This is a genomic window from Ferdinandcohnia sp. SAFN-114 (assembly GCF_059415045.1).
Map to the genome: position 1 here is coordinate 1 of NZ_JBPFDQ010000017.1, position 23,493 is coordinate 23,493.

Genomic DNA, 23,493 nt, shown 5'->3' on the forward strand with positions numbered 1-23,493 from the left:
TAATGTCACAATACTTATCTCAAGTATTGCCATTTTGGAGGTGTTTTATATTGTCTCACTATTTTAGGTTAGTCCATGAAAGCAATCCAATGATCAACATTTTTTATATAAAAGCTAAACCTACTTCCTAATATCCATCCAATTAAAGGCATTAGTGCTTGGAAAACTGTAAAAAATATACCTATTTTTAAGATGTTTTTAATTGAAAAATGCTTTTTTAATACAACCCCACTTGTAATTGAAACTGCAAAGGCATCCATTGCTATCCCAAAAGATATGGTGATAATAGTTGCTATATTCACTTAATCACTTCCCCCTCTGCTTTGATACACTTTTATAAGGGTATCATCGGGATATCGAGTGTGTCTATACAAACATTGTTGCATTAGGGAAAGACGAAGCCTGACAGGCAGAATAATACGTCTAGGTTCTTACTTTTCAGGTGGCAATATTGACTTAACAGTGTAGGTTAGTGTAGACAAATAAATTCAGAATTGTGAATTCCAATTCTTTTCTTATTTCATTCAAATATATATTTGAATATTACTTTAAGTAAGGTATACTATAATCAAATATATACTTGAATGATAATGGAGTGAGGACATGAATAAAAAAGAAACTTGTGAGATTTACTGCTATGACGAAGAAAAGGTCAATCGAATACAGGGTGATTTAAAAAGCATTGATATTGTTAGTGTTTCCCAAATGTTAAAAGCGATTGCTGATGAAAACAGAGCAAAAATTACCTATGCCTTGTGCCAGGATGAAGAATTATGTGTTTGCGATATAGCAAATATAATAGGTGTTACCGTAGCTAATGCTTCTCATCACTTACGAACTCTTCACAAACAAGGTGTTGTGAAGTTTAGAAAAGAAGGAAAGCTCGCATTTTATTCGTTAGATGATGAACACATTAAGCAAATAATGATGATTGCATTAGCACATAAGAAGGAAGTGAAAGCAAATGGCTGAAAAACAAGCACAATTATCTGAGGAAGAAATGAAAACATATCGTGTTCAAGGTTTTAGCTGTATAAACTGTGCAGGAACCTTCGAAGACAATGTAAAACAATTACCAGGAGTAAAAGATGCAAAAGTAAATTTTGGAGCATCTAAAATTTATATTCAAGGAAATACAACAATTGAAGAACTTGAAAAAGCAGGAGCTTTTGAAAATTTAAAAGTTCGAGACGAAAAGGAACAAAGGGTAGAACGTGAACCTTTTTGGAAGCAGAAAGAAAATTTTAAAGTATATATTTCAGCGATTTTACTTGTGGTTAGCTGGTTTTTAGGGGAGCAATACGGAGAAGGGCATATTCTTCCTACGATTGGTTATGCAGCATCCATATTAATTGGTGGATATTCGTTATTTATAAAGGGTCTTAAAAACTTAAGTAGATTAAAGTTCGATATGAATACGCTTATGACCATTGCTATTATAGGAGCGGCCCTTATTGGTGAATGGGGTGAAGGGGCAACAGTTGTTATCCTATTTGCTATTAGTGAAGCGTTAGAACGTTATTCAATGGATAAAGCTCGTAGATCTATTGAGTCATTAATGGATATTGCTCCCAAAGAAGCGCTAATCCGTCGCGGGAATGAAGAAATGATGATCCACGTTGATGATATTCAAGTTGGAGACATTATGATTGTAAAACCTGGTCAAAAACTTGCAATGGATGGATTAGTTGTTAAAGGTACATCTACACTAAATCAGGCTGCAATTACTGGGGAAAGTGTTCCGGTAACAAAAACAATTGATGATGAAGTCTTTGCAGGAACTTTGAATGAAGAGGGATTGCTTGAAGTTAAAGTAACAAAACGAGTGGAAGATACAACCCTTTCGAAAATCATCCATCTTGTAGAAGAAGCTCAAGCAGAACGAGCACCTTCTCAAGCATTTGTCGATAAATTTGCGAAATACTATACACCAGCTATTGTTATTATTGCATTTCTGATTGCAGTTGTTCCTCCATTACTTGGAGGTGATTGGAGCGAATGGATTTATCAAGGGTTAGCAGTATTGGTAGTTGGTTGTCCGTGTGCTTTAGTTGTTTCAACTCCAGTTGCTGTCGTGACTGCAATAGGAAATGCAGCAAAAAATGGCGTTTTAATTAAAGGTGGTATCCATTTAGAAGAGGCGGGGCATTTAAAGGCTATAGCTTTTGATAAAACAGGAACATTAACAAAAGGAATTCCCGCTGTAACAGACATTGTGACATATGGTGGGAATGAAAATGAATTAATGATGATAACGGCAGCCATTGAAAAAGGATCACAACATCCACTTGCTTCAGCCATTATAAGAAAGGCAGAAGAAAATGGATTGAATATTAACGGTATATCCATTGAAGAGTTTCAATCTATTACGGGTAAAGGTGTAAAAGCAAAGGTAAATAATGAAATGTACTATGTAGGAAGTCCAAATCTTTTCGAAGAACTACACGGAAATATCCAAAGTAGTAAAATGCAAAAGATAACTGAAATGCAGACGCAAGGAAAAACAGTCATGGTTTTAGGCACTGAAAGAGAAATCCTTTCTTTAATAGCTGTTGCAGATGAAATAAGAGAATCATCGAAAGAAGTTATAAGTAAATTGAATCATATTGGTATCGAAACAGTAATGCTAACAGGTGACAACCAAAGAACTGCATCAGCAATTGGAAAACAAGTAGGAGTTTCTGTTATTAAAGCAGATTTACTACCAGAAGATAAACTGAATTTTATTAAAGAAATCCGAGGAAAACTTCAAAGTGTTGCAATGGTTGGGGATGGTGTTAATGATGCTCCAGCACTCGCTGCATCTTCTGTAGGTGTAGCAATGGGTGGTGCTGGCACTGATACAGCTTTAGAAACGGCTGATATTGCATTAATGTCAGATGATCTGAGCAAATTACCTTATACCATAAAATTAAGTCGTAAAGCTTTAACTATTATCAAACAAAATATCACCTTCTCTTTAGCGATTAAGTTAGTAGCATTACTTTTAGTTATGCCTGGTTGGTTAACCCTTTGGATAGCAATTTTCGCTGATATGGGTGCTACATTGCTCGTTACTCTGAACAGTTTAAGATTACTTAAAGTTCGAGATTAGATATTGGGATAAGGACGAAGGCATCGCTCAAAGCGATGCCCTTACAATTTAAAATATATTCAAATGTTCTAGCAATATCTTTGTACTAATCAAAGCAAAAACCATACCTCCAAACAATTCTGCTTTTATCTAACCTTTTCAACATAATTAAAGTAAAATCGGTAGATTATTGAAAAATTCAAAATTTCCCTTTACCCTGTACCATAGTACAGGGTTTATAATTTATTATGAGGTGAATATCTTGAAGTATCTTATTAGTGAACTTGCTGAAAAATGTGGAGTGAATAAAGAAACAATACGATACTATGAAAGAGTAGGGATTGTTTCAGAACCTTCGCGAACACATTCAGGATATAGGAAATATCCACCCGAGATGGTTGAACGCATATGTTTTATTAAACGAATGCAAGAATTAGGATTTTCTTTATCTGAAATTCATAAATTACTTGGTGTCGTAAATAAAGATGATGAACGATGTCTGCAAATGTATGATTTTGTCGTTCAAAAAATTGATGAAGTACAAAAGAAGATTAGAGACTTAGAAAGAATAGAAAATATGCTAATTAATTTAAAAGAATGTTGCCCAGATGAAAAATCTTTGTATGAATGTCCTATTATTGAGACTTTGATGAATGAGAAAAAGGTGGGAGAATGATGGAAAATTGTTGTAGCAACTTTAACGAAATAGATCTTGAAAATGATGGCACCTGCCCATTATGTAAAAACAAAGGCAAGAAAGTAAAGTTAATTACTTTAAAATCATTGCTTAAAGCACATGCACTAGAAACATTAAATGCTAAAGATACTCACTATTTTTGTACAACTGAAGATTGTGAAATAGTCTATTTTGATGTAAATAATAAAAAATACTTTGTATCTGACATCAAGGTAGGTGTTCATCAAAAAGATGGCTCAGTAAATACACCTATTTGTTATTGTTTTGATTGGACAAAAGAAAAAATTAAACAATATGTTGAAAAAGAGTCTACTACTAATCCAATAGAACATATTCGTGAAAACATCAGAGAAAATCGCTGTGGTTGTGAGGTAAACAATCCTCAGGGTAGTTGTTGTCTAGGGAATGTTACAAAGTTTATTAATCAAATATCATAGGGGATTTTTATGAATTACTGTGAAGACATAAGAGCAATGATTGGAAATTCTCCATTAATTGTAGTACGACCAAGTGCTGGTATTATTAATAATAAAGGAGAAGTTTTACTGTATAGATATTCAGGTGGCACTTGGGGAATCCCTGGGGGGATTTTGCAATTAAATGAATCAGTTGAAGAATGTATTAAAAGAAATGTAAAAGTAGATTTAGGTTTAATTTTAAATTCTCTCCAATTATTTGGAGTCTATTCTGGTCAGGAACTAAATTCAAAACCTGAGGACGGTGAAGATGAGTATCATACTGTCGCAATAGGTTATCTGTGTACGGACTATGAAGGAGAAATATCTTCTGATAAGAACCAAGCAATTGAAGCCGAATATTTCAAATTAGACCAATTACCCGAAGAAACAGATCCAGTTATAAAAAATAAGTTGATTGAATTAAAGGAGAATTTTAACAAAAATTAAAAAAAGGTTATTTCTCTACTGTGCTACTAAAGGAATCTAGCAATAACAATATATATGATTATATGGATTGGAGAGGTAATGAATATATTGATTGGTGGGATAATGAAGAAATTGACTTGAGAAAAGCATTAATAGATAAGCACGGAACTCAAGGCTTGTATTATTGGGAAAAAACAAAAGCAGGGACTCGAACAACCGCAGAATTATTATGGAATCATCGAGATGACCCTGAAGGAATGGCACTAACTTGGATAGCGGCATCAATGTGGGATAAGTCAAAGGATCTTCCTGAACATTGGAGGGGTGAATCATATCGTAGAATAGCATTATTATTGGGTGAGTCAATAAATCTATTAAAGCAAAAAGGCCAATTTACTTAAATTACAGGGCCTGACCCCCATCGTACTAAAGCGTTAGCGCACTGGGGGTCAGGCCCTGCTTTTAATTATATATCCTCCTACGCATAACACCCCATACCCTTTCGTATATTTATCGGATAAAATTATTTATTTTTAACTAGTTTCTACGGAAAACCAATATTTTTTTAATTCCCCATAAGACTCAATCTCTTTCACGAACGTCGGATTTAGTGTACAACAAGCAAATTAGTTAAGGTATTTATTGATCCCCATGTCCACTCCGTCCTCACTCTTCAATTCCTGATGGCAAACACAGCAACAAATCTCCAATTACCTACCTCAACTGTAATGATTTAATTTATACTAATGTACTAATCAATCATTTTTAAAAAATCATGTTCAGTAATAATTTTGATCTCTTTCCCTTTTTCAATAAGTTCGTAAGCTTTCTCCTCTTTTGTACTTAATCCATCTTCACCAACAAGTGATTTATCTTGCTTTCCAACAACTAAAAAATGAGTTTTGCTGCTAACCCCGGATTTTAAAACGCCACCTAAATCCGCAACCTTTTGCATTGCAGTTTTTCGTTCAATTGTCTGAAGTTCTCCAGTAAAGACGATGTTTTTACCAAAAAGGATATGATTTTCATCAAATGTTTCAGTGCTGGCGGCGATTTCTGTCACACTTATCTTAGTAAACTTTCTTCTTTTTGCGAACGATTTTATTGGTTTTAATTCCGAAAAGGATTTTATAGCAATACTACGATGTAAACGACAATATGATTCTAGTGACTTTTTATTTTTTAAATTTACACAATGAAGAACCAACTCCGCAGTAGCAAGTGCATCAGACAATGCATCATGATGATTTTCTATTGAAATGCCGAAGAATTCTGTTCGTTCTTTTAAAGAATTCCCCACATTTTCCCCTCTACATGCTCGTGTGCTTATTGCAATACTATCTATGTAAGTAAAATCGGGTAGTTCCAAATTATATTCCGTTAGACAAGCATGTAAAACACTCATATCAAACTGTGCATTATGAGCTACAAAAATGTTTGAATCTGTGAAGATATCTTTAATTTCCATCCATATTTCATCAAACTTTTTTGCATCTTTAACATCTTCTAACGTAATCCCATGTACATCCACCATCTCTGGATCAAATTCTAATCCAGGAGGTTGAATATAAATATGTTTTTTATCCACGATTTCATTATTCGCCACAAAAACTAAACCCATTGAACACGCACTTCTTAGCTCCTTACTGGCAATCTCGAAATCGATTGCAATAAAATCGAATTTTATCCCTCCAATTTTATATTTTTCTAATAAATATTTATCTAATTCCACTTTATTTTCAAATAACAAAGACGATGTTTCCGTTAAAAAATGATAATGGTCACTGAATGTACTTTTACGGATAGTATATGTAACAGAGAAAAGCTTTTCATCCCCGTCTTTCCATTTTTTATATTGAATCAACTCTTTATGTATGGGCTTAAACTGATGTCGGCTGATCTCTATTCCATCTTTCCTAACAATAATTAAAGCATCGTTTTGAATATTATGAAATACTAAGTTTTGATTTTTATATATGCCTTTGGAACTAAAACATTGCGTTCCATTTTCTAAATGCCTTAGTAACATTTCCTCACGTATAAATCCCGTAACAAGAACTTTCCCATCTTCAATATCCAAAATGCCACTTTTCAATTCGTTTACACGATCTTGTAACATTGATGAATCCCCCCAGTAATAATTTTCCATAAATTAAGACTATTTTACCATATAAACCCATACTAAAAATGTGAATTTTCTAATAAAAATTACCTCAATTAAAGGTCCCCATCGTATTAAAGCGTTAGCGCACTGGGGGTCAGGCCCTGCTTTTGGGCAATTTATTCAAGAGGTAATATTTGTTAGATAGAGATATTAGACTTTTTAGGAAATTTGATACCGGGTTATCAAAATAATGGTAGAATTTAAGTTATAAAGTTATATTTTAGGAGATTGTGAATGATATGAAAAATAATAAGTGGTACATATCTACATGGCTTATAGCACTTTTGTTTGCATTTTGGTTTTTAGTCATTCCACTTATAACTGGGATATTTTTACTATATATACAAAAGAGAGAAAGAGTTAATTATCAAAGGTACGTCGAGCAATTAATGATTTCTAATAAGGAGTTAATGTCTAGGGAAGAGGAGATTGAATCAAGAGGGAAAGAAATAGAACGTCAGTTTATCGAAAAGCAAAAAGAATTAATTGAATTGGAGTCAATTCATCAGGAAAGGTTAGCAGAAGCTTCAAAAAAACATGAAGTTTTGTTAAAAGAAAAAGAACATGCTATTAAAGAGGAAATAGAAAAACAAAAAAATGTGTTATTCAATAAAGAGGAGAAATTAAAGGAGTTGCAGGAAGAACACCAACAAAAATTACTTCAATTAACGAGGAATAAGGAAGAGGAATTAAGTAAATTAGAAGTCAAACACCAACAAAAATTATTATTTATGACAAAGGAAAGGGAAGAAGAATTAATCTCAAGGGAACAAAATATAAAAGTTAAAGAAAAAGATATTCAGTTCACGTTTTTAGAAAAACAAAAGGAAATAAGTAAATTAGAAATGGAGCACAAACAGAATCTTATTTGGATGACAAAAATACGAGAAGAAGAATTAGTCTCAAGGGAGATGTCTGTTAGTAAAAAAGAAAATGAAATTGAAGAAATTATTGCGAAAGGCCAGGATGAGGTAAATAAACTACAGATTGAAATTAAGAGGTCGACAGAAAAGAGTAATATCCTAAAGTCCATGATAATTACTCTTGAAGATGAGGTATTATATCAATCGTTTGGATTCTATGATACTAGATTTGATCTAGAGAATTCAGAAGAATATAAACACTATCTTGAATTAGTTAGAAATGCACAAAAAAAATTGGTAAAAGAAAATAGGGCAACTTTAATAAAAATATATCCAGACCATACGGGGATGTTAAAAAAAGATTCTTTAAAAAATAACAATATTAAATTAGCTATAAGGTCTTTCAATAATGAATGTGATTCTGTAATCAGTAAGGTTAAATTCAATAATGTTGAAATGTCGGAGAAAAGAATACGAGCATCCTTTCAACATATTAATGAATTAAACCACCATAATTCAATTGAACTTACAGATGAGTTTCTCCATCTGAAATTGGAAGAATTATTTTTGGCTTATGAATATGCACAGAAGAAACAGGAAGAGAAGGAAGAGCAACGTCGTATTAACGAGCAAATGAGAGAAGAACGTAAGGCCCAACAAGAGTTAGAAGAACAATTGAAAATATTGAATAAAGAAGAAAAACATATAGAAAATGTTATGCAACATTCATCACAGTTCAGTGAACAAAGAGTGAATGAATTAAAAACAAGATTGGAAGAAATAAGACGGCAAAAGGAGGAAGTTGATTATAGGGTTAAGAATACTAAGGCTGGCTATATATATGTAATTTCTAATATAGGTTCTTTTGGAGAAACTATATATAAGATAGGAATGACCAGACGTTTAGACCCTATGGATCGTGTTAGAGAACTTGGAGGGGCTTCAGTTCCTTTTCGGTTTGACGTACATGCCGTTATTTTTTCAGATAATGCACCTGAGCTTGAAGCATCTCTTCACAGGACATTTAGTCATCGCAGAGTAAACAAAATTAATGAACGTAAAGAGTTCTTCAATGTCAGACTAGAAGAAATAAAAAAAGTTGTTAATCAAAATCATGATGCAGTCATTGAGTTTACAATGGTTGCAGATGCAAAAGAATATCGAGAAACAAAAAAGTTAGAAGAAAAGATTGCAGAGCAATATATTATTTAGTTAATGAAGAGGCTTTTATAAACGATTGAATTACCAAACTTTTACCATAACATAGTACGAGGTTGGAAACCCTGATGTTGCAGGTTAACTAATATGTAGGAATATTATATGTTTGTGATGAGAGGCTCAATTTAGGTGTCTTTTTCATTACCAAAATATTTTGTAGGTGGGTTATTTTGAGAATGCATACTTTTTAGGTTATGCGGGTTATGACTATGAAAAATACCCACCTCTGTCTCAATAATCTATATGGATTCAAGGACAGAGGGGTAGTATTTTATCATTAAAATGCATTTTTTAGTGTAAAGCTGGGCACCCGATGATGCTGCTGTTTCATACCTGAATTACTTCAACTTGTCATTTGCTTTATTAAGCATACGCAGTTTCGCCCGCATATATCGTGACAAGCACCATTGGCCGTAACCAATCGAAACTCCATCCAAACAGTTTTTCCAAGAAGTCGTTCCCACTTCCTTAAGTCTAACAATCCAGTCTGAAAACAGCAGTAAAGACCTTGCCTAATGATTGTAAACGTTGATTTTCTGCATCGGCTCAACTCACCTGACCTCTTCTTTAGTGACTTAAAGGCATTCCCCCGATTCTTCTTTTTAGTGGTTTTCCATGTCGAATCTACTAAAACGACAGCGTTTTGACAGAAGGTGCAGCTCTGACCCTGTTGGGTTTTTCTTAATGTGTATTTAATAAAACCTATTAAATAATTTATTGCAAGTTTTACTTGAACCTTTTGATTGATCCACTTTTATAAATAAATTGTTAATTTTAAATCCTAACGTTTTAATTGTTGAGGATTATGAATTTTCGTATTACTATTATAATTAGACAATATTTTACAAAAAAATAGTTAAAACTATTTAGGAGAGTGAAAATTATGGCCCATAAAGTTTTTGTTAGCTACCATCATTATAATGATCAAAATCGAGCTGATTATCTTAGAAGGTATTACGGTCAAAATAATACAATAATAGATCGTTCCCTACCGGAAGCTCTGGATAGTCAAGATAATGACTATATTTTAAGTGTAATTAGAACAAGGCATTTAAGAGATTCAACAGTTACAATTGTTCTGATTGGTAGTGAAACATATAATCGTAAGTGGGTAGATTGGGAGATATATTCATCTTTAAGACCATATGGTGATAGAAAAAGAAACGGGCTGTTGGCAATCTACCTTCCTACTGCAACCTATGTACCAAGTAGATTGGCTGATAATATTAGAACTGGTTATGCAGTAACTATGAAATGGGAAAATATCTCATGGCAATTAGATAGTAAAATTAAAGAAGCTTTTAATAACAGAGACAAATATTACTTAGTTGAAAATAGTAGACCAAGAAGAGTGAGGAATAGCTAATGTCCTGGTCTATTAAGAAAAAAAGGAGGAGAAAGACCATTTATTTTCTAATCAGCTTGTTTTTTCTCTTGTTATTCATTATTTTCCAAACTATACATTTTTCAAAATCTTATTCGCCAGGGAATTTAACTATTAATGCTCCTTTTGGTTTAGGTACATATGAGTTTAATAGAGCAGAATTAACTCAAAAGGAATTAGATATTTCTTGGAAACTTTATGTTCAATTAACTACACGTAAAGCAGCAATTCCAGTTGATCAGGATCATGATATTATTACGGAAATATATGATTCATGGTATGAATTATTCAAATCAACAAGGGAATATTTACTAGAGTTGTCTACTAAAGATTTAGAAGGGAATGATAACGCCCAAAAAATTGTAAAACTCTCACTGGATGTATTAAATCAGGGTTTAAGACCACATTTAACTGAGTGGCAAGGTAAATATAGAAAATGGTATGAAACTGCTTTAGTGAACCCAGAATATAAGGATTTATCACCTCAAGAGATACAGCGAAAATATAAAGATTACGACCAATTAATGATATCTATACAGGAAGTTAACGAGAATTTAATTCTTTACGCGGAAGAACTTAAGAAGTTTTCTTATGAAGAGCCTCCTAATATTCCAACAAAGATAATTACTAAGCTAAAAGAAAAAATAGAGGAACTGGATTATCCTCAAGAAGAGGAAATAAGTAAAAAATAATTCTATAAAAATATATGAACGTATATTGGAGGAATAAACATGGGAAAAGGGATAAATATTGCTGAGAATGTTTTAATAAATAAATATGCTTCCTATAATTCTGTACGAAAGCCAGTGGTATTTTTATCACACAAAAGTGAAGATAAAGATTATGTAGAAGCGATTGGAAATTATTTAATCAATGCAGGTATAAATATATATTTGGATTCTAGTGATTTTAAGTTGCAGACTGCAATAGCAAAGAACGACCCAAAAGCTATAACTGATTGTATTCAGGAAGGAATCTCTAAAAGTGATTATATATTATGCTTTGCATCCCAAAAAACAGTGATGTCTTGGTGGGTTCCATATGAGATTGGATATGGAAAAAGGGCAGAAAAAGAAATAGCAACATTAATAAGAAAAGATGTTGAATATATACCAGACTTTTTGAAAATCGAGGAAATCTTAGATGACATTTCTGATTTGAATAATTTTATTAAAAAAGTAACTTCCGAACACGGTATTCCTTTAATGGAAAAGTATTCATGGGAGTATTCATCAAATGACTATATTGAAAAATCCTCAAATTCACACACGTTATCGAAATATTTGAATGTACGATGAATTGTAGTCTCAACTGTATAGGAATAAACTCACCAGCAAAACTCATGTGTTCCCACATACACTCTGGACATGTGGCGTGTGTATCGCAGTTAGTATAAGAATAAGCAGCAGGAGCTAAATAGAGAATTTCTGCTGCTTTTTTAAAAATGCAAACCCAAGTGGTTATTGTAATGGTTTTTCATCAAAAACACTAAAATTCGTTAAACTATAAGAAATTTCCTTTTCATCAAATGGCATGTTACATTCCTCTAATAATTGATAATATAGGGATTAGAAAAAAGATGAGTGGGATTAAGTAATACCCAAAACTACATTGAATAAAACAAGTCATTTTTTTTCACTAATACTGGCTTATATCCGATTCGCTATATTTAGAATTAGTTAACGAATTATAGAATAACATGTTTGACACTGCAGCATCTACGAATTAAATTTATATGAATAACCAGCTGAATCATATTTTCGCCTAAAGTTTTTTATTGAATCATTTCCTTGCCTAAAGTAGAGAAATTTAGCGTTTAAGAGGTTTCAAAAAGTAATATTGCACCTAAAATATAGTGGGAAGTTTCAAAGAGGCGTAGTGAAAAAACTGTAGTACCAATGGTTGGCAAAAATAAGGTTCAATATTTGGCAAAAATATGATTAAAATCACAGAAATTGACACGGACTCACCAATATGGTGAGTCCGTTTTACATTTTAAAAAAGTATTCTTCAAACATAATTTTCTTTCGTAATAATTCTGGACTGTACTTTCCGTTTCGAGTAATTTAAGGAATCTACCTCAACTCCTTCTCGATTTATGAAAGCGCTCTATATTTATATTGACAGCTTGGCATGAGTGGGCTAATATTCAGGTAAATATTCTTTATTTTTGGAATATTATTTATATTAGGGGTATAAATAATAGACGAGAGGGGACTTAGAGGAATTTGAGAACAAACACCATAGCCGAGGCCGTCCGTCGTACGGCCACACGGATCCCGCATAGTATTGCTATTGTGTTCAACGATAGGGAGTGGAGTTACCGAGAACTCGACATGGCAGTCACACGTATTGCGCGAAAACTGCGTGAACAAGGGGTGGAAAAGGGAGACAGAGTTGCCTCCTACGGTAAAAACTCCGACCTGTATGTTTTACTGTTTCTGGCCACGTCACGTATTGGAGCTATTCACGTTCCGGTGAACTTTCAGCTCCGAGCCGGTGAGCTCGACTACATTCTTGGCGATTCCGACCCATCGCTCATAATCGCTGACCGAGACCTTACCAATGCAATCTCCCAGACTAGGTCGAACAGCCATCGGCAGGTACTAAGATTCGAGGACGAGCTCCTGGAGTGGACCTTCAGTAATGATAACCGTCCTGTGGAAGATGAAGAGTTCGATGTCGAGGATACAGATGTTGCACAGTTACTCTACACCTCAGGCACCACGTCTGACCCAAAAGGTGCAATCATGACGCATCGTGCTCTGATGCACCATTACATGAGTTGTATCCACGGTCTGGACATCAAGGAATCAGATCGTGCGCTCCATTGCCTGCCTCTTTACCATTCCGCGCAGATGCATGTGTTTATGCTGCCGGCATTGTTAGTAGGTGGTTGGAACAAGGTGCTTCCTGCTCCGGAGGCTGGTACTGTGCTTGAAACCATGGAACGAGATGAAATCACATCTTTCTTCGCCGCTCCAACTGTTTGGGTTTCAATCGCTAATCACTCTGATTTGACAACCCGGGACCTTGGGAATCTTCAGAAGGCCTATTATGGGGCATCAATCATGCCTGGACCAATACTCGAACGACTGCAGAAGTGTCTACCTAAGCTCGGTTTCTACAATGTGTATGGCCAGTCAGAGATGGGTCCTGCTTGTACAGTCTTGCGTCCTGAGGAGCATCCGGATCATCCTGGTTCCGCAGGAAGACCAATGCTCTTCGTCGAGGCTCGGGTTGTGGACACCGAAGGTAATAGTGTTCCTCCTGGCGAACTTGGCGAAATTGTATACCGTTCACCACAGCTTTGTCTAGGATACTGGAACAAAAGTGAAGCAACGGCAAAGGCGTTCGCTGGTGGTTGGTTCCACTCTGGAGATCTCGTGAAGCAGGACGAGAACGGATACATCGAGGTGATTGATCGGGTGAAGGATGTCATTAACACTGGTGGTGTTCTAGTGGCCTCCCGCCAGATAGAGGACTGCATCTACGAATTACCTCAGGTCGCTGAAGTCGCAGTTGTTGGTGTGCCGGATGAAAAGTGGATTGAGGCAGTCACTGCCTTCGTTGTCATCAAAACTCCAGTGTCTGAGGAGGAGATCCTCCAGCATGTCAGGAACAATTTAGCCAGCTTCAAGGTACCAAAGAGAATCGAGTTTGTGAACGAATTGCCAAGAAATGCTAGCGGCAAAATCCTCAAACGGCAGCTGCGTGATGTTGGAAGTTCAAAGAGCGATAAGTGAGTCTGTCTACTTTTTTTCCGAAATAAGGATAAATGGTCGCATAAATGTAAATTAAATCAAAAAAGCTATAGACCTCAGGTCTATAGCTTTTTCTAATGTTCCTATATCTTTAATTGTTAGCCCCATAACTAATTAGGTTAGCAAAGATACGATATCCTCCAGGTACCTGAGCACCGATTTGGCGATAGAACACGAGGTTAGTGTAAAGGTAAGTCCCTTCACCGTATTCAGCCATTAGGATTCCACTTGTGAATGGGTCCTCACCTGGGTCTGCCATTGAAACGAATGTTTCATACTGTTCAGCCCATTCCATTGGGAAGTAAAGTCCTCTTTCTTGTACCCAGTTGTCCCAGTCTTTGCTAGTAATCTTGTTAGGGAAATTAAAGAGATCATGCTCTGGCTGAAGTATATTAACCTCTGCATTTTCATCCGTTACGCGCCAGCGAATGGATGGTGTACCAATTTTTAAATGATATGGCGGTGTTAGATTAGCATCCCATGGATCTGCTGCAGTCACATATTGCATGACTAAATGTCCACCATTTTCCACATATTCAAGCAATCTTTCATTATTTGCTAGTAGATCCTCTCTACCAAGAGTTGCGCGAATCCCCGTAACGATTGTATCGTATTGAGATAGATCTCCAGTGGCTAAATCTTCTGGAGTTAGCTTTGTAATATCAAACCCTGCATTTATGAAAGAATCAGCAATTGTGTCAAATCCGCTATCGATGTAGCCAACTTTAAGGTTATCTGGTTTTAATAATTCAAAAGCAACACCGTTAATGTCGGCAGGATACATGAAGTAAGAATCATTAATATGCTCATATTTAATTTCTTGTACAGTCGTGTTGAAAGACTTTCCATCTGCTTCTGCGATTGCTGCAATTGTAAAATTACCCTCTTCGACAGTTGAAGGTGGCGCTAATGTGAATGATACTACTTTTTCCTCGAATCTTTCTGTGAAGTTTACCTCTCCTACAGCGGGTTCACTCGTCCAGCCTTCTGGAAGGTCTAGGGAAACCTTTGCAGTTTTAGAACCATCGGCATAGTTTTTCACCTTAACTGAGACTGGAATTTCATCTTGAACATTAGCTGTATTTACCGTAATGTTTACTGGATCCGGTGTAACGCTTAATTCAGGAAGAACACTTACTGTATTATCTAAATCGATAACGGAAGTCGTTTCAACACCGTTTTCTTTAAAAGTTAACTGTGCTTGGATCGATGCATGATCATATGGTTGAAAATACTCAGCATCAGCTGGAACAGTTACATTGAAACTTACAGTCTTTGATTCACCTGGCTTTAAGTGCTTTAACTGAATTGCACTTTCATGCTTCCAGTTTTCAGGAGTAAGTAAAGCCGCTTCAATATGGTGAATTTTTTGCTTACCGTTATTTGTAACAGTAACCTCTACTTGAGTTTGTTCACCTTGTGTCAACACGTAAGAACCAATTTCAGTATCAACAGCTAAGTTAGAAGATATTAAGCTTACTTGTTGAAGCTGTTCTTCTTTTAGCCCAAGCTTATGAAGAAGGTCGTTTTTCATTGCATCTTCCAGCTTACCAGATTTTGTAGTTGAGATTAATTTTTGAACTGAGCGTAAAGCTTTTTGAGACTCAGGTAAAATTGCCTCGCGATTTGGGTAAAGCTCAATAATCTTTTCTAGATTATTTTGTAATGAATCAAGTTGTTCACTGATATTTTTAGCAGGAACAATATCTGCCCAAGCATGGAAATCATAAGGAACACCTGCAAAAAGTTCTGTGGATTCTGCTCCTACTGCTGTTTTCTCTAATTTCAGATGTTGTTGCTTTGGTTCAACTGGAATATCGCGTCCCATTCCTTGGCTCTTATGTAGATATCTTGAAGCTTCACCAAGTTGTGGATAGCTCATTCCATAGATTGGATCATAGTCACCAATTTCAATCGATGTGGTAGCTTCTTCCTTTGAAACTGGTAAGTAAAGCTTTTTAATTTGCCAAGGCTCCAACCCATTTTCTAATTGCTCTGGAAATACAGAAGGATCAGCAGCATCTTCAAATGCTTTAACTGATAGAATATTGATCAATCTGTGATGTCCGTGTTGGCTATCAACGTTTAGGAAGGAAGGCATGACAATATCAGGTTGATAGGTTCTAATAAATTTGATAAGGCGCTCATAAGTTACTTCTTCACCCCATTTTTCAAGCGTTTCATCTGGTGACTTGGAAAAACCGAAATCATAAATCGCATCAGAGGTTGTTTCACTTAAGTGATAGGCTTTTACACCGTTTACCTTTGCGGCTTCTATCATTTCATTTGAACGAATAATTCCAAGCGCATTTCCTAGTTCGTTTCCAATCGCGTTTTGACCGCCTTCACCGCGGTTAGCAATCAGACTTGCTGTTTTAACACCTAGCCCGCGGGATAAATAGGCTAAAAAATCACTACGTTCATCATCTGGGTGTGCACCTGTGTTTAAGAAAGTGACAGTGGTATCTAGAGGCTTAACTGCATTCCAAAGTTCAACATCGGCTTCACTTTGTTCTTGTGCTAGGCTGAGTGGTGGGAATAATGAAGCAAGTAAAAGAATGGACATCAACACATAGAGACATTTCTTCATTTTGTAACCCCTTTCAAATTTGGATAAAAAAATCTACAAAACTCTCCTTTCTTAGGATTTTTAGTTAGTAATTGTAACTAACTAACTAATGATCATTCCTTCAATTCGAATTATATATCCTTTCTGAATATTGTAAATATTACCAAATAACTATTTGCTGTTTCTTTGTAGGTATAACGTAGGGGGTATATAGTTATAAGACAAACTGTTGATATAATAGTGAAAATAAGCTTTACCAGTCTACTTATTAAATTTTGAAAATTTAGTATTGTAAACGATATCAAATTGTTATATAGTGTAGTTGAATTAGTTAAACTTACTAACTAACTATATGAAATAAGGCCGTGATGTTATGAATAAACTACCATCCCATCTTCGTGTACGAACGAATAATAAAAAAATGGTCCTGCAATGTATTCGATATTATCAACCAATTTCAAGGGCAGAAATATCTGAAAAACTAAATATTAGTAAACCGACTGTTTCCTTACTGGTTGATGAACTAGTACGAGAGAATTGGATTTGTGAAAAGGGAAATGGTGAATCCTCTTCACAAGGAGGAAGAAGGCCTATTCATCTATATTTTAATGAAAATGCTGCTTATGTAATTGGAACAGACATTGGAGGAACAAAGGTAAGAATTATTATTTCCGATCTGAACGGAAAGATGCTATGTTCAACAAGCTTTAGCACAAGTAAGTATTTAGAAAGTGGCTTAATCAAACAAATACATAAAGAGGTACAAGAGTTGATACAAAGTAGCAGGCTTGACCCAACAAAGATATTAGGAATGGGAATAGGCGTACCAGGCATTACGGAAACAGCATCAGGCGTTGTTGTGGAAGCACCAAGTTTAAATTGGGTTCGTTATCCGATTTTGATGGAGGCGGAGCAATACTTTTCTTTCCCAGTCTTCGTTGATAATGATGTGAATGTAGCAGTTCTTGGAGAACAATGGTTAGGAAATGCGAAGAATAAGGAAAATGTTTTATTTATTGCCGTCGGGACTGGAATTGGAAGTGGCATTATTATTCAAAATCAGTTATATCGTGGCTTCTCAAATGCGGCTGGGGAATTCGGATATATCGTCACCGATAAGAACGATATAAAAAATGAATTTAAACCCACTTTTCACCGGTATGGTTATCTTGAAAGTGTTGCTGGAGGGAAAGCAATCGGAGAAAAAGTAACAAAGCTGATCTTGCAACACGAGGATCACCCTATGTATAAAGAGGCACTGAAATCCGAAATTACAGGAGAGCAGGCTTTTTTACTGGCAAAAGCAGGTGATGAGATTGCCCAAACAGTGGTAGATGAAGCGATTGAACATCTTGCATATGGAATTATCAATGCAGCCACTCTATTAAATCCAGAAATAATCATATTAGATGGCGGGGTCATGAAGTCATCCGATTATATTCTTCCTAAATTACGACTAATGGTTCAAAGATATCTTCCGAGTTCAGTTGAATTACAATTGTCGCACTTAGGAGATCATGCAGGCGTTCTTGGAGCTATCTCGCTATTCCTCAGAGAACATGAAAGTATCTTAAACTAGCTGGAAAAGCAGAATACACATAACTTATCTGCATAATTTATAACAAGCTCATCTTCTATTTGATTCTTAGTAGGACGATTTGTCCTACTTTTGAATAAATAAAATGATTTAAGGGGGATTCTTATGTTTAAAAAGAAGCATTTTTTAGTTCTTTTGATTGCAGCATTGATGCTCTTTGTATCGGCATGCTCTGGTAGTTCTTCTACTGAGGAAGAGGAGCCAGCTGATGGAAATGACGATGGCAAAACGGAAGAAACAGCTGAAGCAAGTGGTAACCTTGTAATCTACACAGCTCGTGACCAAACAATTGTGGATCAAGTTGTCGAGATGTTCAACGAAAAGTACCCAGATGTCAAGGTTGATGTATTAACAATGGGTGCTCAACAAGTTCTTGAGCGTGTTCGTGGAGAAAAAGCAAATCCACAAGCTGATTTCTGGTGGGGAGGTACGCAATCTGCGTTCATGACAGCAGCAGATGAAGATTTACTTGAATCATTTAAGCCAAGCTTTGATGCTAGCATTCTTCCAGAACATAAGGATGCTGAAGGCCGTTGGTATGGTGAAATGCTTTTACCAGAGGTAATCATGATTAACTCTGACATGCTTTCGAAAGAAGAAGCTCCACAGGATTGGGATGATCTTCTTGATCCAAAATGGAAGGATGAAATTATTATCCGTGGTGTATTAGCATCAGGAACGATGAGAACCATCTACTCTGCAATGATTCATGAGCAAGGTGCTGATAATCCAGATGCTGGGTACGAATGGCTTGCAAAATTAGATGCCAATACAAAAGAATATGCACAAGATCCTACTAATCTATACTTAAAGCTTGCTCGTCAAGAAGGTTCTATTTCCCTTTGGAATCTGCAAGATATTTTAATTCAAAAAAACCAGCATAACCAACCATTTGATTTCGTGTATCCAGAAAGTGGTGCACCAATCTTAGTTGATGCTGTTGGTCTTGTGAAAAATGCAAAGAACCTTGAGAATGCAAAATTATTCTATGAGTTCTTGTTTGAACCAGAAACACGTACAACGTTAGCTGAAGATTTATACCAAATTCCAACTCGTACAGATATTGATAAGTCTACGATGCCAGAATGGTATCAAGAGCTTGAACTTAAGTCATTAGATCTTGATTGGTCAGTAATGGCTGAAAAAGAAGCTGAGTGGATGCAACATTGGGATGAAAATATCAAAGGTAAAAATTAATAGGTTTTAACTTTATTCACTGAATAAAGTTAAAGCCTCCGGCGGATGCCACAGATATTTTAGAGGAAGTTTTCGCAGCGTAAGATCAAAGACTAAAAACGCCACATCCTATGGCAACGTCTTTGTGACCCACGTCCTGTGGGCCTAAAATCTGGGCGCAAATACGCCAAAGCGCATTTGATTAAAAGGGGGTGAAGAGTTATTTTCACCCCTTTTTAAAGTTTAAGGAAGTTTCATTTTTATACAGCGAGGTGTTTGGTTTGAAAAATGTAAGACTTGATCATGTTAGTAAAATGTTTGGTAAAGCAAGAGGGGTAGAAAATGTAAATATCGACGTAAAACCTGGTGAGTTTTTCACATTTTTAGGTCCATCAGGATGTGGGAAGACAACGACATTGAGGATGATAGCGGGATTTTATTTTCCTACAGAGGGAAAAATCCTGTTTGACAATAAAGATGTTACAACCCTCCAGCCAAACAAGCGTAACATTGGTATGGTGTTCCAAAACTACGCCCTATTCCCACATATGACTGTATTTGAAAATATCGCATTCGGTCTTGAAGTACGTAAATTACCAAAGGCCGTTATTAAAGAAAAGGTAGAAAAAGCACAAAAGCTTGTTCACCTTGATCAATATGGAACGCGTAAAATCAATGAGTTATCTGGTGGTCAACAGCAGCGTGTTGCTTTGGCACGTGCACTCGTTATTGAACCGGATATTCTTTTACTCGATGAACCATTGTCAAACTTAGATGCGAAATTGCGTGAGGAAACGAGAATTGAGATTAAGAGATTACAAGTTGAATTAGGTGTCACAACGATTTATGTTACTCATGATCAAACAGAAGCGATGACAATGTCTGATCGCATAATGGTTATGAAAGATGGCGTTGTTCAGCAAATTGGGACTCCTCAAGAAATCTATAATCGTCCTTCTAACCACTTTGTAGCCTCCTTTATTGGTGAATCTAATATTGTTAATGGCGAAGTTGTTGAGATTAATGGCGATGCAGTTAAAGTGAAATTGGAAGAGGATGTTTTCGTAACAGGTTCAATGACTCAATCTGCAAATGGGAAAAAGCTTGTTGCAGGTGAAAAAATCAAATGCTCGATACGACCAGAAGCATTGCATGAAGGACCAGGCGTGAACCAACTAACAGGAACGGTCCAGCTTGTTGAATTTACAGGGGTCAGCATCAATTATCTTGTGAAAATAGGATCCAATTTGATAAAAGTCATGATTATTAATAAAGGTAACAAAATCCTAAGTCGCGGTGATTCAATTACCCTTCACGTACCCGAAAATGGAATTTACTTGATTGGTGAATAGGAGGTGAAAGAATGAGTGCGAATCAAAGTACTGTAGTGCAAGAGAACTGGTGGGCACGACTAACCCGTTCAAAATATTTTGTGTATGTTTTAATTTCTCCATTGTTTTTAGTGTTATTAGCTTATGTTATTTATCCGTTTTATCAAACGTTTATCCAATCCGTGGTCGGTGAAGAAGGTGCAAATCTCGAAAATTACCAACGCTTCTTTGGTTTAACAAGTACAGCAAACCTAGAGGCGCTTTGGACAAGTATATATATATCGGTAATTAGTGTAATTACTTGTGCCATTGTTGGTGTCACGATGGCATTTTTAATGGAACGTTACGAATTTCCAGGAAGAAAAATTCTCTCTGTCTTAATTCTAGTACCAATGGCGTTACCTCCACTAGTAGGGGTACTGTCATTTACCTTCCTTTATGGGGAAAGTGGAATTATTCCGAGAGCTTTTCAAGCACTATTTAATCTGGAAGAGGTTCCATTTGCCTTAAGAGGTGTCGTTGGGGTAATTGTGGTACACACCTTCACGATGTATACCTATTTTTATTTAACGGCTGCTGCAGCCATCAAAGGGTTAGACCCTTCATTGGAAGAGGCGGCAACAAGCCTTGGCTCTGGAAGGATTCGCATTTGGAGAAAGGTAATTCTGCCAATGCTAACTCCAGCACTCGTGGCATCTTCTTTGCTTGTATTTATGATTTCAATGGCTTCCTATACAGCTCCCTTAATGTTCGGTGTAGAAAGAACCATGACTATGCAAATCTATCTATCTCGTACAAATGGAGATTTAGATATGGCGGCAACGCAATCAACAATCCTTTCCATTGTGTCTATTTCATTCTTAATTTTAATGAGATGGTATCAAGGAAGGCGTAACTTCCAAAACCAAAGCAAAGGGATCAGTGTTCACAGAACTGAATTACGTTCCCCATTTGTAAAATACTTATCAATGTTCCTTTCATTTGTTGGGGTTATAATCTTGATGCTTCCAATTCTTGTTCTTGTACTTATTTCGTTTTCTGTGGACGGGGAATGGACGGTGCAAATTATCCCGACTGCGTACACCCTTCAACACTATATTGATCTATTTACAGATGAGCGAACATGGCGCCCAATTTGGAACAGTTTACAGATGAGTTTTGTTGCAACAGCAGGTAATATCCTGTTTGGTGTGGCAGCTGCCTATGCAATGGTTCGGACTAAATTTAAAGGCAAAGCCTTATTAGATATTCTCATCATGGTTCCTTGGGCATTACCTGGTACGGTTGTAGCGGTTAACTTAATCGCAGCATTTAGTGAACCTAACGTGTTCAGTTTTAACCAAGTGTTAATCGGTACCTTCTGGATTTTACCTTTGGCCTATTTTGTAAGACATTTACCATTGATTTTCCGCTCTACTTCTGCAGCTTTAATGCAAATGGATGAATCGGTAGAAGAAGCAGCGCGAAGTTTAGGGGCCAATTGGTGGTACACATTTAGAAGAGTAGTTGTTCCAATGGCCTTCTCAGGTATTCTTGCAGGTACCTTACTTGCATTAGTTCAGGGGTTAGGTGAATTCGTTGCTTCAATCCTAATTTATAGTACGTCAACGATGCCACTATCAGTTGCGATATTCCAAAAAATGTACGCTTTCCAATTTGGGACTGCGTGTGCATATGGCGTTCTTCAAATCATTTTAATTATTACAGTTCTATTTATTTCACAAAAGATTACGGATGGAAAGGCAGGCTCCGCAATCTAACTTTATTCAGCTGAGAGCCTCTACTTTTAGAAGAGGGGAAGCAGGATGTGACCTAATCAAGGCGTGTTCTAACCAAGGCTGAATAAAGTTTGGCCTCCGGCGGATGCCACGATTTTTCAAAGGAATCTTTCGAGCAGTAAGTTCAAAGACTAATAACGCCACATCCTGTGGCAACGTCTTTATGACCCATATCGTGTGGGCCTAAAAATCTGGCGGCAAATACGCCAAGGCGCATTTGATATAGGAGGAGGAAATTCGTATGAAGGCTAGTGATGTTCACGGAAGAGACTTGAAGGAATTGGATCAGGCTACGTTTGCGGTTGTTCCTCTAGGGAGTTTTGAGTACCATGGGCCGCATTCTCCTTTAGGAACGGATATTATTCTTGCTGATGGATTTGCAGATTTAATTGATGATGAATTAGGCGGAGCTGTTTTTCCAACGGTACCCTACACAGCATGTCCTGGAAAAACAGCTAAATATCAAGGGACGATCCCGATTCGGCCAAGTATAATTACCGAATATTTAATTGATATTACGATGGGAATTATCAACCAAGGGATTAAGAAGATTGTTCTTTTAAATGCTCATGATGCCAATATGGGAGTTTCTCGAACAGTCGCAGAATATGTGACAGGAAAACACACGGACGCTAGCTTCTTGTTAATCAATTGGTGGCAGATGGTTGCGATCGATGCAGCTGAAGAAATCGGTTTTGTAGGAACAAAGGGTAGAGGTCATGGTGGCCCATATGAAATGTCTGCGGTCAAAGCATTTCGTCCCGATTTGGTGCGTGTACAAGAATGGGACACAGAATTTAAAGAGGTGTCCCCACTTTCTTCTATGCCATATGTTCTAGTAGAAGGAACACCGAGAGCTTGGGATGGCTATACAGGTCTCATTCAACAAATCTCCTATGAAAAAGGAAAATTAATTGTAGAAAAGGCAGCGGTAAACATGAATGAGTTAATCAAAAATTGGATCGCTGATGAAGAAACAGAAGGGATTGACTAGA

The 23,493-nt window shown here is 36.3% G+C and carries 19 protein-coding genes; 16 read left to right on the top strand and 3 right to left on the bottom strand.

All coding sequences use genetic code 11. The features are described 5' to 3' along the window. Positions 1-68: 68 nt before the first annotated feature. A complete protein-coding gene (locus tag ACR65M_RS07475; RefSeq protein WP_440272992.1) occupies positions 69-302 on the bottom strand; it encodes a manganese efflux pump MntP in 234 nt (77 codons plus the stop codon). 301 nt (positions 303-603) lie between these two features. Here ACR65M_RS07475 and ACR65M_RS07480 point away from each other — a divergent pair, with 301 nt between their 5' ends. The 6 genes from ACR65M_RS07480 to ACR65M_RS07505 all read left to right on the top strand — a co-directional run bounded on the left by ACR65M_RS07480 (position 604) and on the right by ACR65M_RS07505 (position 5,055). After that, entirely contained in the window at positions 604-972 is a 369-nt protein-coding gene (locus ACR65M_RS07480; RefSeq protein WP_440272993.1) for an ArsR/SmtB family transcription factor, read from the top strand. Then, the gene (locus ACR65M_RS07485) at positions 965-3,094 is read left to right on the top strand and encodes a heavy metal translocating P-type ATPase (protein ID WP_440272994.1); all 2,130 of its coding nucleotides are present in this window, start codon (positions 965-967) and stop codon (positions 3,092-3,094) included. Before ACR65M_RS07480 ends, ACR65M_RS07485 begins: the two co-directional genes overlap by 8 nt. A gap of 241 nt (positions 3,095-3,335) precedes the next feature. Next, positions 3,336-3,749, top strand: a complete 414-nt coding sequence (gene merR / locus ACR65M_RS07490) for a mercury resistance transcriptional regulator MerR (RefSeq protein WP_440272995.1) — start codon at positions 3,336-3,338, stop codon at positions 3,747-3,749. Then, on the top strand, positions 3,749-4,207 hold the full coding sequence (locus ACR65M_RS07495) for a putative iron-sulfur cluster-binding metallochaperone (RefSeq protein WP_440272996.1): 459 nt from the start codon (positions 3,749-3,751) through the stop codon (positions 4,205-4,207). The genes merR and ACR65M_RS07495 overlap by 1 nt, the downstream gene beginning before the upstream one ends. Before the next feature lie 9 nt (positions 4,208-4,216). After that, positions 4,217-4,675: an NUDIX domain-containing protein gene (locus ACR65M_RS07500; RefSeq protein WP_440272997.1), complete on the top strand. Its 459-nt coding sequence runs from the start codon at positions 4,217-4,219 to the stop codon at positions 4,673-4,675. A 62-nt stretch (positions 4,676-4,737) separates the two neighbouring features. Continuing rightward, positions 4,738-5,055, top strand: coding sequence for a hypothetical protein (locus ACR65M_RS07505; RefSeq protein WP_440272998.1), 318 nt, complete (start codon positions 4,738-4,740; stop codon positions 5,053-5,055). 350 nt (positions 5,056-5,405) lie between these two features. On the opposite strand, the gene ACR65M_RS07510 is transcribed toward ACR65M_RS07505, so the two are convergent. Then, on the bottom strand, positions 5,406-6,773 hold the full coding sequence (locus ACR65M_RS07510) for an exonuclease domain-containing protein (RefSeq protein ID WP_440272999.1): 1,368 nt from the start codon (positions 6,771-6,773) through the stop codon (positions 5,406-5,408). A 284-nt stretch (positions 6,774-7,057) separates the two neighbouring features. Between ACR65M_RS07510 and ACR65M_RS07515 the strand changes: the two genes are divergently transcribed. From ACR65M_RS07515 to ACR65M_RS07535, 5 genes are all read left to right on the top strand, one after another. Further along, the gene (locus ACR65M_RS07515; protein ID WP_440273000.1) at positions 7,058-8,893 is read left to right on the top strand and encodes an SNIPE associated domain-containing protein; all 1,836 of its coding nucleotides are present in this window, start codon (positions 7,058-7,060) and stop codon (positions 8,891-8,893) included. 889 nt (positions 8,894-9,782) lie between these two features. Then, positions 9,783-10,265 (top strand): TIR domain-containing protein, encoded by a 483-nt coding sequence (locus ACR65M_RS07520; RefSeq protein ID WP_440273001.1) that lies wholly within the window; start codon positions 9,783-9,785, stop codon positions 10,263-10,265. Continuing rightward, a complete protein-coding gene (locus ACR65M_RS07525; RefSeq protein ID WP_440273002.1) occupies positions 10,265-10,975 on the top strand; it encodes a hypothetical protein in 711 nt (236 codons plus the stop codon). The genes ACR65M_RS07520 and ACR65M_RS07525 overlap by 1 nt, the downstream gene beginning before the upstream one ends. A gap of 39 nt (positions 10,976-11,014) precedes the next feature. After that, positions 11,015-11,581 carry a toll/interleukin-1 receptor domain-containing protein gene (locus ACR65M_RS07530; RefSeq protein ID WP_440273003.1) on the top strand — a complete coding sequence of 189 codons (567 nt, stop codon included), beginning with the start codon at positions 11,015-11,017 and terminating at the stop codon, positions 11,579-11,581. Positions 11,582-12,511: 930 nt separating this feature from the next. Beyond that, the gene (locus tag ACR65M_RS07535) at positions 12,512-14,029 is read left to right on the top strand and encodes a fatty acyl-CoA synthetase (RefSeq protein ID WP_440273004.1); all 1,518 of its coding nucleotides are present in this window, start codon (positions 12,512-12,514) and stop codon (positions 14,027-14,029) included. A gap of 109 nt (positions 14,030-14,138) precedes the next feature. On the opposite strand, the gene ACR65M_RS07540 is transcribed toward ACR65M_RS07535, so the two are convergent. Beyond that, positions 14,139-16,637, bottom strand: coding sequence for an NEW3 domain-containing protein (locus ACR65M_RS07540; RefSeq protein ID WP_440273005.1), 2,499 nt, complete (start codon positions 16,635-16,637; stop codon positions 14,139-14,141). 352 nt (positions 16,638-16,989) lie between these two features. Between ACR65M_RS07540 and ACR65M_RS07545 the strand changes: the two genes are divergently transcribed. The 5 genes from ACR65M_RS07545 (at position 16,990) to ACR65M_RS07565 (ending at position 23,492) form a co-directional block, all read left to right on the top strand. Further along, positions 16,990-18,195, top strand: coding sequence for an ROK family transcriptional regulator (locus ACR65M_RS07545; RefSeq protein WP_341330394.1), 1,206 nt, complete (start codon positions 16,990-16,992; stop codon positions 18,193-18,195). Positions 18,196-18,318: 123 nt separating this feature from the next. Continuing rightward, complete coding sequence (locus ACR65M_RS07550; RefSeq protein WP_341330395.1) at positions 18,319-19,410, top strand: extracellular solute-binding protein; 1,092 nt, start codon at positions 18,319-18,321, stop codon at positions 19,408-19,410. A gap of 260 nt (positions 19,411-19,670) precedes the next feature. After that, the gene (locus ACR65M_RS07555; RefSeq protein WP_440273006.1) at positions 19,671-20,741 is read left to right on the top strand and encodes an ABC transporter ATP-binding protein; all 1,071 of its coding nucleotides are present in this window, start codon (positions 19,671-19,673) and stop codon (positions 20,739-20,741) included. A gap of 11 nt (positions 20,742-20,752) precedes the next feature. After that, on the top strand, positions 20,753-22,480 hold the full coding sequence (locus ACR65M_RS07560; protein WP_440273007.1) for an ABC transporter permease: 1,728 nt from the start codon (positions 20,753-20,755) through the stop codon (positions 22,478-22,480). Positions 22,481-22,739: 259 nt separating this feature from the next. Next, a complete protein-coding gene (locus tag ACR65M_RS07565) occupies positions 22,740-23,492 on the top strand; it encodes a creatininase family protein (protein ID WP_440273008.1) in 753 nt (250 codons plus the stop codon). The last annotated feature ends 1 nt before the right edge of the window (position 23,493 follow it).